This window comes from Sinorhizobium mexicanum, from assembly GCF_013488225.1.
Classification (GTDB): domain Bacteria; phylum Pseudomonadota; class Alphaproteobacteria; order Rhizobiales; family Rhizobiaceae; genus Sinorhizobium; species Sinorhizobium mexicanum.
On the sequence record NZ_CP041239.1, the window covers coordinates 289138 to 304495 of the forward strand.

General features: G+C 60.4%; 14 protein-coding genes. 7 read left to right on the forward strand and 7 right to left on the reverse strand.

The window, feature by feature from the left end; translation table 11 throughout:
- Positions 1-36: 36 nt before the first annotated feature.
- The 6 genes from FKV68_RS21450 (at position 37) to FKV68_RS21475 (ending at position 7261) form a co-directional block, all read left to right on the forward strand.
- Positions 37-1227 (forward strand): ABC transporter substrate-binding protein, encoded by a 1191-nt coding sequence (locus FKV68_RS21450; protein ID WP_180941653.1) that lies wholly within the window; start codon positions 37-39, stop codon positions 1225-1227.
- 458 nt (positions 1228-1685) lie between these two features.
- Complete coding sequence (locus FKV68_RS21455) at positions 1686-2309, forward strand: cytochrome P460 family protein (protein ID WP_246452641.1); 624 nt, start codon at positions 1686-1688, stop codon at positions 2307-2309.
- A gap of 206 nt (positions 2310-2515) precedes the next feature.
- Positions 2516-3433, forward strand: coding sequence for an NADP-dependent oxidoreductase (locus tag FKV68_RS21460; protein WP_180941654.1), 918 nt, complete (start codon positions 2516-2518; stop codon positions 3431-3433).
- Positions 3434-3584: 151 nt separating this feature from the next.
- On the forward strand, positions 3585-4502 hold the full coding sequence (locus tag FKV68_RS21465) for an NADP-dependent oxidoreductase (RefSeq protein ID WP_180941655.1): 918 nt from the start codon (positions 3585-3587) through the stop codon (positions 4500-4502).
- A gap of 90 nt (positions 4503-4592) precedes the next feature.
- A complete protein-coding gene (locus tag FKV68_RS21470) occupies positions 4593-5048 on the forward strand; it encodes a (2Fe-2S)-binding protein (protein WP_180941656.1) in 456 nt (151 codons plus the stop codon).
- 5 nt (positions 5049-5053) lie between these two features.
- The gene (locus FKV68_RS21475) at positions 5054-7261 is read left to right on the forward strand and encodes a xanthine dehydrogenase family protein molybdopterin-binding subunit (RefSeq protein ID WP_180941657.1); all 2208 of its coding nucleotides are present in this window, start codon (positions 5054-5056) and stop codon (positions 7259-7261) included.
- 550 nt (positions 7262-7811) lie between these two features.
- Here FKV68_RS21475 and FKV68_RS21480 read toward each other — a convergent pair.
- The 3 genes from FKV68_RS21480 to FKV68_RS21490 form a co-directional block, all read right to left on the reverse strand.
- On the reverse strand, positions 7812-8423 hold the full coding sequence (locus FKV68_RS21480) for a peroxiredoxin-like family protein (RefSeq protein WP_180941658.1): 612 nt from the start codon (positions 8421-8423) through the stop codon (positions 7812-7814).
- Between the two features lie 265 nt (positions 8424-8688).
- Positions 8689-9204: a Dps family protein gene (locus FKV68_RS21485; protein ID WP_180941659.1), complete on the reverse strand. Its 516-nt coding sequence runs from the start codon at positions 9202-9204 to the stop codon at positions 8689-8691.
- 185 nt (positions 9205-9389) lie between these two features.
- Complete coding sequence (locus tag FKV68_RS21490; RefSeq protein ID WP_180941660.1) at positions 9390-10985, reverse strand: GMC family oxidoreductase; 1596 nt, start codon at positions 10983-10985, stop codon at positions 9390-9392.
- Positions 10986-11253: 268 nt separating this feature from the next.
- On the opposite strand from FKV68_RS21490, the gene FKV68_RS33240 reads away from it, so the two are divergent.
- Positions 11254-11565, forward strand: a complete 312-nt coding sequence (locus FKV68_RS33240) for an ATP-binding cassette domain-containing protein (RefSeq protein ID WP_245182054.1) — start codon at positions 11254-11256, stop codon at positions 11563-11565.
- A gap of 406 nt (positions 11566-11971) precedes the next feature.
- On the opposite strand, the gene hemJ is transcribed toward FKV68_RS33240, so the two are convergent.
- The 4 genes from hemJ to FKV68_RS21515 form a co-directional block, all read right to left on the reverse strand.
- A complete protein-coding gene (hemJ, locus tag FKV68_RS21500; protein WP_180941661.1) occupies positions 11972-12508 on the reverse strand; it encodes a protoporphyrinogen oxidase HemJ in 537 nt (178 codons plus the stop codon).
- Between the two features lie 5 nt (positions 12509-12513).
- Entirely contained in the window at positions 12514-13548 is a 1035-nt protein-coding gene (gene hemE, locus FKV68_RS21505) for a uroporphyrinogen decarboxylase (RefSeq protein WP_180941662.1), read from the reverse strand.
- A gap of 341 nt (positions 13549-13889) precedes the next feature.
- The gene (locus FKV68_RS21510; protein WP_246452643.1) at positions 13890-14513 is read right to left on the reverse strand and encodes a cytochrome P460 family protein; all 624 of its coding nucleotides are present in this window, start codon (positions 14511-14513) and stop codon (positions 13890-13892) included.
- 1 nt (position 14514) lies between these two features.
- A complete protein-coding gene (locus FKV68_RS21515) occupies positions 14515-15111 on the reverse strand; it encodes a cytochrome P460 family protein (RefSeq protein WP_180941663.1) in 597 nt (198 codons plus the stop codon).
- Positions 15112-15358: the final 247 nt, after the last annotated feature.

Genomic DNA, 15358 nt, shown 5'->3' on the forward strand with positions numbered 1-15358 from the left:
AGAGACAACACTATTGGCGGCAGGGAGACCATAAGAATGAAATCAGGATTTTTCGCCACAGTCGCGGCGTGTAGCCTGTCGCTCGCGGCGCCGGCGTCGGCGCAAGGTGTCAAGATCGGCATTCTGAACGACCAGTCCGGCGTCTATGCCGACTACGGCGGCCAATATTCGGTCGAAGCCGCGCGGATGGCCATCGAGGATTTCGGCGGCGAGGTGCTCGGCCACAAGGTCGAGCTGGTCGACGCCGATCACCAGAACAAGCCCGATCTCGCCGTCTCAATCGCGCGGCGCTGGTATGATGCCGACGGCGTCGACATGATCACCGAGCTGACGACGTCGACGGTCGCGCTGGCGGTGCAGGAACTCTCCAATGAAAAGAAGAAGATCGATATCGTAGTCGGCTCCGGGACCTCGCGCATCACCGGCGATGCATGCACGCCCTACAGCTTTCACTGGGCCTACGACAACCACGCGATTGCGGTCGGTACGGGCGGCGCGCTGGTGAAGGCAGGCGGCGACACCTGGTTCTTTCTCACCGCCGACTACGCGTTCGGCCACGCGCTGGAAAAGGACACGAGTGAGATCGTCACCGATGCCGGCGGCAAGGTGGTAGGCTCGGTTCGCGTGCCGCTGAACTCGTCGGACTTCTCCTCCTTCCTGCTGCAGGCGCAGAGCTCGAAGGCGAAAATCATCGGCCTCGCCAATGCCGGCCAGGACACCGCCAACTCGATCAAGCAGGCGGCCGAGTTCGGCATCTTCCGGCAGGGCCAGAAGCTTGCCGGCCTCCTGATGACGCTCTCCGAAGTTCACGGCCTCGGTCTCGACGCGGCGCAGGGCCTGATGCTGACCGAAGGGTTCTACTGGGATCACGACGACCGGAGTCGCGCTTTCTCCGAACGCTTCTTTAAGCGCACCGGGCGCATGCCGAACACGAACCATGCCGGTACGTATTCGGCGACACTGAGCTATCTGAAGGCGGTGAAAGCCGCCGGCACCAAGGACACCGAGACAGTCGCCAAGAAGCTGAAAGAGCTGCCGGTCGACGACGCCTTTGCCAAGGGCAAGGTGCTGGCGAACGGTCGCATGGTGCACGACATGTACCTGTTCGAGGTCAAGAAACCCTCTGAGTCGAAGAAGCCGTGGGACTACTACAAGCAGCTCGCGGTGGTGCCGGGCGATCAAGCCTTCTTCACCGCCAAGGAAAGCGGTTGCCCGCTGACGAAGTGACGAGCGGCGTGTTGCGGGGCGATGCGCAGCATTGAACCCGGAATCTCGAAGTTCCGAGTCTCGTCCTTCGGACCATCCCGGAACTCACGTGGCGGGAAAGTGCGTTAGCAAAGGGCCTTCCGTGCCCCTATAACCACTCCCTGTGGTTATAGGTCTCTGGGCAGGCCCGGAACGCCAGTGGAGTGTGGAGCGGCTATTGCCGGTCTCAGTAGATCATGTCCGCGATCATGGAGGCGTGCTGCCCGGCAATCTGCTCGGTCCTAGTCCGATATCTCAAATCATCGGCCCGCTCCAAGCTGGCGGCGTCGCCGTCGGCAACGAGTCTACCGGCGCGAGTCGGCTACGCGACAGGATGTGGCGAACAGGGCATGAGGACGGTCGCGTCCGTATTCCCCGCTGCTATGGAAACTATAAATGCCAGCCATTGGAAAACTTCGTCCCGCGCTGCGACAAGTGAAATGGTCAACGAACGCTACCGGTTCACCAGCATAGGGAACAGTGCCATGAGAATCGTTGGTGCCTTGGGCGTCGCCCTGGCGGGATTGTCCGTGATCGGCGCCGCCACTGCCTACGGGCAGATGGAAAAACGCTCACAGTACGAGGGAACGACTGCAGCCGTTGTCGACGGCAAGGGAAATCTGCAGGTGCCTTCCGACTATCGGACCGCCTATCAGATGCTGGGCAGCTGGGCAGTGGCGAAAGAAGACGGTCCGGGGTCAAAGGATCTGCACGTGGTCTATGCCTCGCCCGGAACCATCGCCGCATATCGCAAGGACGGTCACTTTCCCGACGGCGCCGTTCTCGTGAAGGAAGTGTACCATGCGACTACCCAGGATATGACAACCGGAACCGTAAGCAGTGCCGGCACCCTGGCCGGGTGGTTCGTCATGGTGAAAGACAGCGTCGGCCGATTTCCGGAAAACAAGCTTTGGGGCGACGGCTGGGGTTGGGCCTGGTTCGACGCAACTGATCCCCAGAAGACCACATCCACCGACTACAAGACGGACTGTCAGTCCTGTCACGTGCCGGCGCGAGAGTCGGACTGGATCTACACGCACGGCTATCCGCCCCTGAACCGATAAGCGGGGTACGGGGTCGATGATGTGTCGCTGCTCAAGCCGCTGCCTCGCACCGAGCAGTTCGGGAAGCGAGGTCACGCCGACCACCGGCAAGGCGCTGTTTCACCTTCGTTTTCGGAAGTTACCCATGGCCCCTGGGCATGAGATGTCGACGGGGTTTCCGTCCCCGCATTTTCCACCAAAGAGACAAATGACAGAGGAGACAGACGATGAAGGCAATCATTGTGACGGACCAGGCTGCGGGAACGGCCGGGATGAAGCTGGTGGAGCACCCCGATCCGCAGGCAGCGATAAACGACGTCGTCGTTCAGGTTCATGCGTCGGGGTTCACCTCGGGTGAGCTGACGTGGCCATCGACCTGGACCGATCGCCTCGATCGTGACCGGACACCATCAATTCCCGGACAGGAGCTGGCCGGAGTGGTCACCGCCCTCGGTTATGGCACAACGGGGCTGTCGGTGGGACAGCGAGTGTTCGGCCTTTCGGACTCGTATCGCGGCGGCACCTTGGCGGAATATGTAGCCGTCGAGGCGCGCAACCTCGCGCCGCTGCCGGGCGACGTCGACTTTACGGCAGGCGCGAGCGTAGCGATGCCGGGCCTGACAGCGTGGCAGGGATTATTCGTGCACGGCCGCCTTCAGGCCGGGCAGAGCATCCTCGTGCACGGCGCGGCAGGCGCAGTCGGTTCGATGGTGACGCAACTCGCAAGAGAGGCCGGTGCTTACGTCATCGGCACCGGACGCACAGCCGACCGTCAGAAGGCGGTCGACTTCGGCGTGCACGAGTTCGTCGACCTCGACAACGACGTTCTCGAAGACGTCGGCGGCGTCGATCTGGTTTTCGATGTCATCGGCGGTGACATCGCAAAGCGGTCCGCAGGCGTGATCAGGGCCGGAGGAACACTGGTAACCATCGCCGGGCCGACCGAGGCGCGGCCCGCCGACGGCCTGACGATCGACTTTGTTCTGGTGTCCGATCGCGCCCAACTGGGTCAGATCGTCCAGAGGGTGCGTGACGGCCGGCTGCGGACGAACATCGGCAACATTGCGACCCTCGACGATGCCGTTGCCGCTTTCAATCCGACCAAGCGGATCAGCGGCAAGACGATCATCCGTGTTCGTCCATGAGCGACACGCGCCGATCGATGTGCGCGGGCCAGCCAGCGCTGTCCAGACCGGCCGGCGACGTCGTATGGCCCCTGACACTAGATGTCCAACGGACTTCCCATCCGTGCGACATCTCCCACCAAAGAAACAAATGACCGAGGAGAAAATTATCATGAAAGCGATCGTGGTAACGGATCAGGCGGCAGGAACGGCCGGGATGAAGCTGGCCGAGCGGCCGGAACCGCAGGCAGCGATAAACGACGTCATCGTTCAGATTCATGCGTCGGGATTCGTCCCGACTGAGCTGACGTGGCCCTCGACCTGGACCGATCGCCGTGACCGTGATCGAACACCCTCGATCCCCGGGCACGAATTGTCCGGAGTGGTCACCGCTCTCGGCTACGGCACGACGGGATTGTCGGTAGGGCAGCGGGTGTTCGGCCTCGCCGACTGGCATCGCGACGGAACCTTGGCGGAGTATGTAGCCATCGAGGCGCGCAATCTCGCGCCGTTGCCGGGCGATGTCGACTTCACGGTGGGCGCGAGCCTGCCGATCTCCGGCCTGACCGCGTGGCAGGGACTGTTCGAGCACGGGCGCCTTCAGGCGGGGCAGAGCGTCCTCGCGCACGGCGCGGCCGGTGCGGTCGGATCGATGGTGACGCAACTCGCACGAGAGGCCGGCGCCTATGTCATCGGCACCGGCCGTGCCGCCGACCGACAGAAGGCGCTGGACTTCGGCGCCCATCAGTTCGTCGACCTCGACAACGACGTTCTCGAAGACATCGGCGGTGTCGATCTGGTGTTTGATGTCATCGGCGGCGAGATCCAGAAGCGGTCCGCAGGCCTGATTCGAGCCGGAGGGACACTGGTGACCATCGTCGGGCCGGCCGAGGCGCGGCCCGTCGACGGCCTAGCGGTCGACTTCGTTGTCGAGGCCGATCGTGCCCAGCTGACTGAGATCGTCCAGCGGGTGCGTGACGGGCGACTGCGGACGAACATCGGCGACGTTTCGACCCTCGACGATGCCATCGCCGCCTTCAATTCGACCGAACGACGCACGGGAAAGACGATCATCAGCATTCGTTCGTGAGCGACACGCGCCCATTGATGCATGCAGCCCGCCGCCGCCGTCCAGATCGGCCGGCTGCGTATTAGAAGCCCCAGCCGCAGAGAGGCAATCATGGCTTTCACGTTAAAGATCAACGGCACCCCCCATGAGGTCGATGTCGATGGCGACACCCCGCTGCTGTGGGTGTTGCGCGATGTGCTCGGAATGACCGGGACCAAGTTCGGATGCGGCCAGTCGCTTTGTGGCGCCTGCACCGTGCACCTCGACGGTCAGGCGGTCCGCTCCTGCCAGACACCGGTCGACAGCATCGGCGGCAGCGCGGTCACCACGATCGAGACGATCGGCGACACGCCGCAGGGCGCGGCCTTGCAGAAGGCGTGGCTGGAGCTGGAGGTGGTGCAGTGCGGCTATTGCCAGTCCGGCCAGATCATGTCGGCGGCGGCACTGCTGAAGGGCACGCCGAAGCCAACGGATGACGACATCGACGCCGCAATGTCGGGCAATGTCTGCCGATGTGGCACCTATCAGCGCATCCGCGCTGCGATCAAGCACGCTGCGGGAGTTTGAAAGTCATGGATGGGCTTATTCAGAGAGAGCAGATTGCCGATGAATCCGCGGTGTCGCGGCGCACCTTTCTTCACGGCGCAGGCTTGTTGCTTGGTTTTACGCTGACCGGTGCAAGCACGGAGTCCGTCTTCGCAGCGCCTGCTTCGCGGGTGGTCGAAAACGAGGTCACGGGTACTTTCGCGCCGAACGGATTTATACGGATCAATCCAACCGGCGCCGTGACCCTGATCATGCCGATGGCTGAGATGGGACAAGGGGTTTACACGGCGCTCTCGATGCTTCTGGCTGAAGAACTGGAAGTGAAGCTTGACCAGATACAGGTTCAGCACGCACCGGCAAATGATGCGCTTTACGCCAACCCGTTCCTGCACATTCAAACTACAGGTGCGTCCTCCTCCGTCCGTGCCTTCTGGACGCCGCTGCGTCAGGCAGGGGCGGTCGGTCGTAATCTGCTGATTGCGGCCGCCGCCAAGCGGTGGAATGTCGATCCGGAAAGTTGCCGGGCCATTGACGGCGCCGTGTTCGATGCGTCCGGCTCGAGGCATCTGAGCTACGGCGAACTTGCGAAGGCTGCGGCGAAATTGCCTTTGCCGCCTGTAGAAAACGTCAAATTGAAGGATCCGAAGGACTTCACCCTGATAGGCACGCGGGCCAAGCGTGTGGATTCATCGATAAAGGTTGATGGGCGCGTGCTCTACGGCATCGACGCACGACTGCCGGGTATGAAGGTCGCGGCGATTGCTATTTCGCCTGTGCTCGGTGGCAAGGCGAAAACGGTGGACGAGAAGGCCGCACTGGCAGTGAAGGGCGTCCGGCAGGTGGTCAATATCGATGAAGCTGTTGCCGTGGTGGCGGATCACATGGGTGCGGCGAAGAAGGGGCTCGAGGCTGCCGCCATCACTTGGGACGACGGGCCGAATGGCAAGGTCAGCAACGCCGACATCGTCAAGCAATTGGAAGAGGAATCCAAAAAACCGGGCGTGGTTGCCCGTAACGACGGTGACGCGGAGAAGGCCCTCGCGGAAGCGGCGCAACGGCTCGAAGCCATCTATCAGGTGCCGTTCCTGGCCCATGCGGCGATGGAGCCCATGAACTGTACCGTTCATCTGCAGAAGGATCGTTGCGATATCTGGGTCGGGACGCAGGCGATGTCGCTCACGCAGTCTGTGGTAGCCGAACTCACCGGGCTGCCAAAGGATGCGATCAAAATTCACAATCATCTGATTGGCGGTGGCTTCGGCCGAAGGCTGGAGGCCGACGGCACGGTGCTGGCCGTCAAAATCGCCAAGCACGTCGATGGCCCGGTGAAGGTGATCTGGAGCCGCGAGGAAGACATCCAGCACGATATGTATCGGCCTTACTACTTCGATCAACTCTCCGCCGGACTTGATGCGGCGGGCAAGCCGGTTGCCTGGAAGCATCGGATCGCCGGCTCGTCAATCACCGCTCGCTATATTCCCTATTGGTTCAAGGACGGATTAGACTTCGATGCCGTAGAAGCTGCGGCCGAGCCGCCCTATGAGCTGCCCAATATCCACGTCGACTATGTCCGGGTCGAGCCCCCTGGTGTCCGGACGGCTTTCTGGCGCGGCGTTGGACCGACTCACAATGTTTTTGTGGTCGAAAGCTTCATGGATGAGCTCGCGCATGCCGCCAAGCAGGATCCTGTCGCCTATCGCATGGGATTGCTTGGTCACAATCCGCGAGCGCTTGCTGTTCTGTCCCTTGCCGCGGAAAAAGCCGGGTGGGGATCACGACTTCCCGCACGGCATGGCCGCGGGATTTCGGTACAATTCGCGTTCGGAAGTTACCTGTCGCAGGTCGCCGAGGTCGAAGTGGCGACCGATGGTTCTGTCAAAGTCAAGCGGATCGTCTGTGCGGTCGATTGCGGCATGCACGTCAATCCCGATACGATCGAAGCACAGGTTCAGGGCGGAACGCTTTTCGGGCTGACCGCGGCGCTCTACGGGTCAATCACTTTCAAGGATGGGCGCGTCGAGCAGAGCAATTTCGACAGCTATCTGCCGATGCGTATCGATGAGGTGCCGGTGGTGGAGACGCACTTGATTAAGAATGCCGAAGCTCCAGGTGGCATTGGTGAAGCTCCAACATCCATTGTCAGTGCTGCGGTGACAAATGCGATCTTCGCCGCGACCGGGAAGCGCCTGCGCAGCCTGCCGATCGATACAAATTCGCTGAAGTCGTCGTCTTAGTCCTCGACCGTCAGCCCGTGCGCGTCGCAGCGGGCACGGGATGACGGTCCGGAGCCGAGTGCCCAACTGGGAAGATTCCGTGAAAATGCGCCATCCGAGAGGTTATCTCAGATGGTGCGCGCCGCGAGGGTTGAAGCAAGGAGTTTCTAAAGGAACGCTAGTTGGCTGACGGTACAATCCGAGACGCCCTTGAACGTTCGATAGACGAGTTACCCGATGACCTGCGCCGCATGGTCGTGGCCTGCGTTGCCGGCGGCTCCGGATCAGTTTGCCGAGTTGTTTGCACTCACGTCACAGACGGCGGAGGCGCGTCTGCACAACGCCCAAGCTTGCTGATTGAAGTGCTTATGCGCCAGTTAGATGCCGCCTTCGGCGGTATCTAACAGCTTGACGATAGCCCTTCCGAGCGCATTACGAACGCAGTAATGGACCGGCTTTTCCCGCGCCGGTGGCGCGTCGCGGCATGAAAGCGGCAAAACCGGCCCGCCAGTAAGCGTGCTTCTCGGCCTCTTGTGACGACCTTGAATGGCGCCGTCGTTGGCCGCGGTGACTACGCGCCCCGTGCGCTCCAGAGGCGATCCAGTATTGGAAGGAGGTCCGATGGGTTGGACCGGTGAGTTTGATCCGGATCGACTTCCGAGTAGGCGATGACCCCGTCTTGATCGACAACGAACCTAGCCGGGATTGGAAGCGTCCAGCTATCCTCTCCGTGAAGGCTCGGCAGATCGATTCCGCTCTCCAGATGCAATGTCTGGAGCACCTCGGGAATGCGCCAACGAACGCCGAACTGCAGCGCAATCCTCCCGCCTTTGTCGCACAAGATTGGTAGCGTTACCTGCGTGGTCCTTCGGGTTCTTGCATTCTCCTTAACTGTCTGCGGCGAGATGGCGACCAGTGAAGCTCCACGTGCCTCGATTAGTGGGCGGAGTTCTTCGAGCGCCGTTAAACTGAGATTGCAACCGGGACACCAACTGCCGCTATAGAAGGTTACAAGGAGCGGACCGCGGCGCAGTATCGACGCCGACGAGGTTTTTTCGCCATCTTGGTTGGGCAGAGAGAAGTCCGGGGCGCGTTGTCCAGCGGTTAACGCCTTCTCAGTTTGGCCGGAGGCCTTCAGGTATTCCGCAGCCTGCGCCAAGGCAATCGTGATATCAGTGGTCATTTCCGGCGTCCTGTACTCCCGACGGCTCGCGTTCTAATGCCCGAGCTCGACGATAAGGGCTTCTCCCAGTGGCGGTCATTGGCAAGTTGGAGTTATTTCGGCCCCCCGTCGCGGATCGCCCAGGCCCGACCGATGAAACGTAGACCCGCAAACATGGAAGGCCCAAATCGCGCGCGCTGCGCATCGTGCTGGACAACCGTGTATCGATGGAGAGAACCTTTTGTAGCCGCCAACAAAATGCCAATCCAACCGAACGGTCTGGGGATTAAGCTCTCCTGGTCGCCTCGAACAGGAACCATGTGCGACGTTCCGCTTCGTCGATCCAGTTTTCGATCAGGCTGGCCGTGGCAACATCGCCATGCTCGACGCAGACATTGTGGGTCTCCCGCATGCGCTGGGTGAGCGTCAGGTTGTCTTCCTTCAGCTCGGCCAGCATGTCTTCGGGTGTGACGAAATCCGCATCATTGTCCTCGATATGCTTCACCCTGGCGATGTGGCCGATCGAGCGGATCGTTGTGCCGCCGATCTTGCGGGCTCTTTCCGCAATTTCGTCCGTTATTGCGGAAATCTGCGCGGCCTGCTCGTCAAGAAGGAGGTGATAATCCCGGAAATGCGGGCCCGATATGTGCCAATGGAAGTTCTTGGTCTTGACGTAAAGCGCGAACACGTCCGCCAGAACCGCAGTGAGGGCGGCCGAAATATCCTTGGTGGCGTTGCAGCCGAGATTGCTCGGCGGGTCGAGCCGTGCCTCGTGGCGCGTCCTCGCGTCTTCCATGCCCATTTTGATCCCTCCTTCAGGATTGATGCAGTCTTGCTGTTCGCCGGGGGATGGCTGTGAACAAGCATTTTTGCGAAATAGAGTCAGAACGTTTGCGAGGACGAGCCTTCGGACGTTAACGCGACATGGTTGGTTCCGTCTTGATAACCATTCACGATCGGCGTCACCGGCTCGCGCGCCAAAGCTCCCTAACTCCGCTTCAGATCCTCGACCAGCATCGCCGTGGCGTGGCGCGCGAGCGCCTGGGTCGGGGCGTTGGTATTGCCGCTGGTGATGTTCGGCATGATCGAGGCGTCGATCACCCGGAGGCCGTCGATCCCGCGGACCCTGAGTCTCGCGTCAACCACCGCTCGCGCATCCTGACCCATCCGGCATGTGCCGACCGGGTGATACATCGTCGACACGGCACGCTTCACCCATTCGCCGATCTCTGCGTCCGACTTGACGTGCGGGCCCGGATCCATCTCTTCCTCGATCACCGGCGCCAATGACTCCTGGGCCATAACCTCGCGGATCGCGCGCACCGATTCCACCGCGGCCCTCAAGTCTTCTTCGTCGCCGACGAAGTTCGGGTTGATGAGGGGCATCGACGTCGGGTCGCTGTCGGCCAACCGCACCCAACCACGGCTCTTGGGCCGAAGCACCACTAGTTCGAAAGTGATGCCCGAGCGGTTGCCCGTCGGGCTGATTCCATCGACCGCGATGATAGGCACGTGATAGCATTGGATCGTGGGTTCGGCGGTGAAGTCTGACGGATTCCAATGGGTAACCGTCTCGATACCGTTTCCCGCCGCCGGGCCATCCTTGGTCACGAAATAGCGCAGGCCCGCCTTCACGCTGCCGAGGCCATGCGCGGCGGCCTGGTAGCCGAGATCGCCCTTTACATAGGCACGGACTGGCACGATAGCGTGGTCGTGGAGATTTTCGCCCACCTCCGGAGAATCGACGATCACCGCGATGCCATGCTGGCTCAGCTGCTCCGCAGGCCCAATGCCCGAGTGCATCAGGATCGTCGGGCTATGGACCGCGCCGGCCGACAGCACAACCTCGCCGGCCATGATCGTCGCGAGACCATTCCCGCTCAGCTCGACGCCGACTGCCCGCTTGTTTTCGATGAGAATGCGAACGACGGTCTTCCCGGTAAGAAGGTTCACGCGGCCCGAGGAAAGGTGCGGACGCAGATAAGCATCGACTGCACTGCAGCGGCGCTGATTTCCAACCGTAGACTGCACGAGCGAGACGCCGATCTGGCTCTTGCCGTTATAGTCGGGATTGAAGGGGACGCCATATTCCTGGAACGCCTTGAGGCAGTATTGGTTCAGCTTGTTGACGCCCTTGGGCAGCTGAACCGCCAGGCCACCATTGATGCCGTGATATTCGTCGTGGAAGGTGTCGTTGTCTTCCTGCGCCATGAAGACGGGCAGCAGGTCTTCATAGGACCATTTGCCGGTGTCGCCGACAGCGTCCTGCCACGCGGCGTAGTCGCGTGGCTGACCGCGGACGTAGGCCATCGCGTTGATCGAGGAGCCGCCGCCAAGCACCTTGCCCGAGGGATAGGCTCGTTTGGTGCCGTGCTGGGGAACCGTCTCGTATTTCCAGATATGCCTGCCATGCGCGAGCATTTTGGCGAAGCCGGCAGGAATGTGGATGAGTGGATCGCGATCCGTGTCACCCGCTTCGATCAGTGCGATCGACGCATCGGTATGTTCGGCGAGATAACTCGCCACGACGCAGCCGGCCGCGCCCGCGCCAACAATGACAATATCGTAGGCTTCCGTGGACATCAATGTCTTCCTCATTCGTGCCATTTGTATCGTCCGGCGCAGCGCTATCGCGGTGCCGCGCTGAGATTGATTGGACCATGCTTTGCAGAGTGGCCTTGCAACGTCGGCGTGTAAAATCACCTCTCGCCATAGAGTCGATAGACGATCGTTATTGCCGTTCGCCGCTTGGGCGCGATGCCGTAGCGAGGAGTGCCACGACCCACCTCGAAACCGACGTTATTGTTCTGCAGAGAAGTCTAAGCCGCGTTCAGACACGGCAACGGCAACATTGGCGCTGCTTCCGCAGAATCCGGTTTCGCCGGATGGCCTCGCTGTGCGCCAGCTTTGCCGCTTAGGCCACCATGCGCACCGCCATCTCCTTTCCAGACTCTCGGGGCGTGACGAGGAGATTATCGAGCATGCCCTTTCCGTTGCCGGACTCCCACACCTCGCCGACCAGGACCTCTCCCGTCTGTCTGGTGGCCAGCGTCAGAGGGCTTCGATTCCGATGGCGCTCGCGCAGGAAACTCCGCTTCTGCGTCTCGACGAGCCGACGACATATCTCGCTATCGTCCACCAGGGGAAGTGCTTGAGATTCTGAGATCACTCAACAGGGATCAGGGGCGCACCATCGTGATGGTGATCCACGATCCAAATCACACGGCCCCCTATGTGTATGATATCATTTTCGTCATCGACGGCGGCATGCACGCGGCGGGTTCGCCGGCGGACCTCCTGCGCCCAGCATTGATCAGGACAATATTCGGCGTGGATTCGATGGTAATTCCCCATGATGTAGATGGGAGCCCGCTATGCGTTCCGCTCGTCGCGCGCCGAGAAGATTAGGATCGCGAAATCAGCCGGTATGGGTAGAAAGAGAAAGGGTCGCGGATGCGGGCCTTTAGCTAAACTTAGATGCTGGTCTCGTTGCTTCCGGTGCGGCGGTTAGAGGATGCCCCGCAGGGGGTAAACCAAAAGAACTAAAACGAACCTGGAGCTTGTCGCCATCAAAACGGCTTGACCACCACGAGGATGACGATGACGATCATCAGAAGCGTCGGTGCTTCGTTCATGAAGCGCCAATAGCGTGCGGAGTGCCGGTTTCCATCGCGCGCAAAGACCCGCACCGCACGGCCGAAAAATATATGCACTGCCGTCAACGCAACGACCAGCCCAATCTTTGCATGAAGCCAACCACCCTGAAATCCATGGACGGACCATGCCAGATAGAGCCCGAAAATCCACGTGAGCATCATCGCCGGATTCATGATGATCCGGAGAAGGCGGTGCTCCATCACTTTGAAAGTCTCCGACTGCACCGAGCCGGGCTCCGCGTCCGCATGGTAGATGAAGAGGCGCGGCAAATAGAAAAGGCCCGCCATCCATGAAATGACGGCGACGATGTGTAACGCCTTGATCCAGAGGTAGAGATTGTCTGGCCGCCAGACGAACAAGCCGGCAGCCAAAAGGACGAAGAACACCATAGCCAAGTGCGCGCGCTTGCCCGCGTAGCTGCTCGCGCTGGTATCGGTCTGCTTCTCCATAGCGCTTATCCTCTCCAGCCATGGACGCGCTCGACCAGCGCCTTCACACGATCGGGATCCGCCTGAGGGGTGATGCCGTGCCCAAGATTGAAGATAAGCGGTCCGTTTCCGAGCGTCTGCAGAATGTCATCAATACCGTCATCGAGCGCCCTTCCGCCAGCGACAACGCGCATCGGATCTAGGTTGCCCTGCACGGGCCCCTCCTTCTGCAATTCCGCCGCAAATCGCAAAGGTACTGACCAGTCCAGCCCGATCGCGTCTGCCTGGGTGTTCCGCCTGTAATCTTTTAGCAGGTATCCGGCACCCTTCGCGAAAGCGATTATGCGCGCCTCAGGCCGCCTTGACTTTACCGACGCAATCATCCGCGCGACTGGCTTGACCGCGAAGGCTTCGAATTCCTTCTCTCCGAGCACGCCCGCCCATGAATCGAATATCTGCAAGGCGTCCGCTCCCGCATCGATCTGCGCGACGAGATACTCCGCCGAGATATCGGCGAGAAACATAAGAAGATGCTCAAAGGTTTCCGGGTGCTTGTAAGCAAAAAGGCGGGCTGGGGCCTGATCCGCCGTGCCCTGGCCGGCGATCATATAGGTCGCCACTGTCCATGGAGCGCCGCAGAAGCCAAGCAGCGTCGTCTCCTTTGGAAGCTCGATGCGAAGACGCCGCACGGCTTCGAAAACCGGCCTGAGATGAGTGAGCACCCCCGCTCCATTGAGTAAGCGGATACCGTCTTCATCGATCGCGTCCATCTGCGGCCCATGCCCTTCGAGGAAGTGCACGTTACGGCCGAGAGCATCCGGAATGACCAGAATATCGGAGAAGAGAATGGCCGCATCAAAGCCGTAGCGTCGGATGGGCTGCAACGTCACCTCAACAGCATGGTCCGGCGAGTAACAGAGATCGAGGAAGCTCGCGAGCTTGGACCGCGTTTCGCGATATTCCGGAAGATATCGACCTGCCTGTCTCATCAGCCACAACGGAGGCGGGACGATGGTTTCCCCGTTGAGAACCCTCATGATCTTTTGGCGCGTATCGCTCAATCGCATCGTCCCTGCATAAAACTAACGATATTTTAGATGGTGTTCGATTCTTAAAATCGGTTTTTATAACGGACTAAAATTCATCCCCGGCCAACCCATTTGTCGCGCCTTGCTCACAGCCGCGGCAGGAGAAACCTACAGTCTCCGAGAATTGTGGTAACGGAAGAAATATGTCGAATATCTTCAGCGGGTTATGGATCTATCCGTCTTCCGCGGATTGCTATCGTCATCAAGGAATAGAGCGGCCTGAATCTCGTCGGCTTCAGGCCGCGTCATATACCCAGTGTCAGCGTAATACCGTCGTGCGACACCCAGTGACACATCATCGACGTCATGCCCGCTTATCGGTTCAGGGGCGGATAGCCGTGCGTGTAGATCCAGTCCGACTCTTGCGCCGGCACGTGACAGGACTGGCAGTCCGTCTTGTAGTCGGTGGATGTGGTCTTCTGGGGATCAGTTGCGTCGAACCAGGCCCAACCCCAGCCGTCGCCCCAAAGCTTGTTTTCCGGAAATCGGCCGACGCTGTCTTTCACCATGACGAACCAGCCGGCCAGGGTGCCGGCACTGCTTACGGTTCCGGTTGTCATATCCTGGGTAGTCGCATGGAACACTTCCTTCACGAGAACGGCGCCGTCGGGAAAGTGACCGTCCTTGCGATATGCGGCGATGGTTCCGGGCGAGGCATAGACCACGTGCAGATCCTTTGACCCCGGACCGTCTTCTTTCGCCACTGCCCAGCTGCCCAGCATCTGATAGGCGGTCCGATAGTCGGAAGGCACCTGCAGATTTCCCTTGTCGTCGACAACGGCTGCAGTCGTTCCTTCGTACTGTGGCCGCTTATCCATCTGTCCGTAGGCAGTGACGGCGCCGATCACGGACAATCCCGCCAGGGCGACGCCCAAGGCACCGACGATTCTCATGGCACTGTTCCCTATGTTGGCGAACCGGTAGCGTTCGTTGACCATTTCAGTCGTCCAGCAGCGGGTAGAATTGGGTCCAGACGTCGTCCTTCTTGGCGCTCGCGATGTGGCAGAAGGCGCACTCTGATTTGGGCTGCAGCTTGGCCGTCGCTGCCTTCGGCTCGTGGTGGTTGAAGTTGTAGTAACCCCAGCCGCCGGTGTCGGCATAGCGCTTGGTGTCCTTGACCGTGACGTCGGCGCCGTTCAGCTTTCCGGGGAAGAAGCCTCGCCCGGAGGGCTCGGTGCGCGATCCATCCGGGTTCTCGGCCGGAAGCGTCAGCTGCAGTTCCTTGAAGAAGATCGTTCCTTCCGGGAACTCACCGGTCTTCTTGTAGATTTCGTATGAGCCCGGCTCGATGTAGACGTTGTGAAATTCAGGAAAATTGGCCTTGCCGCCGTTGAGCGCATTGGGAGTGAGCGGCGAGCCGACGAACACCCACTTGTTGTAATCCTTCGGCAGGATCAGATCGCCCGATTCGGTGTACTCGGGCAGATAGCGCTTCTTCGTCGTCGCGCTGCCGTCATTGGACTCGGACTGGGCGAATGCGGCCGTTACAGCAACCGCGCTGGAAACCGCTCCGGCGATCAGTAGGGCAATACGCATACCTTTTTTCTCCACAAACATTGAATGTTATCCGTCCCGGGTTGCTCTCGGCGTTACTTGACGAGATCTGCAACACAGGCACTCAGTTGTCGCAGCACGGGGCGACGTTTTCCAATAACTGGCATTCATAGGTTTCATAGCGCCGGGGAATACTGCTGCGACGGTCCTCACGTATCCTCGTCACCGGCGGCCCGAGCGGGCGGCAGGGGTGACGACATCTGTCCTTCGTGTTTTCTCCATCGGTCGA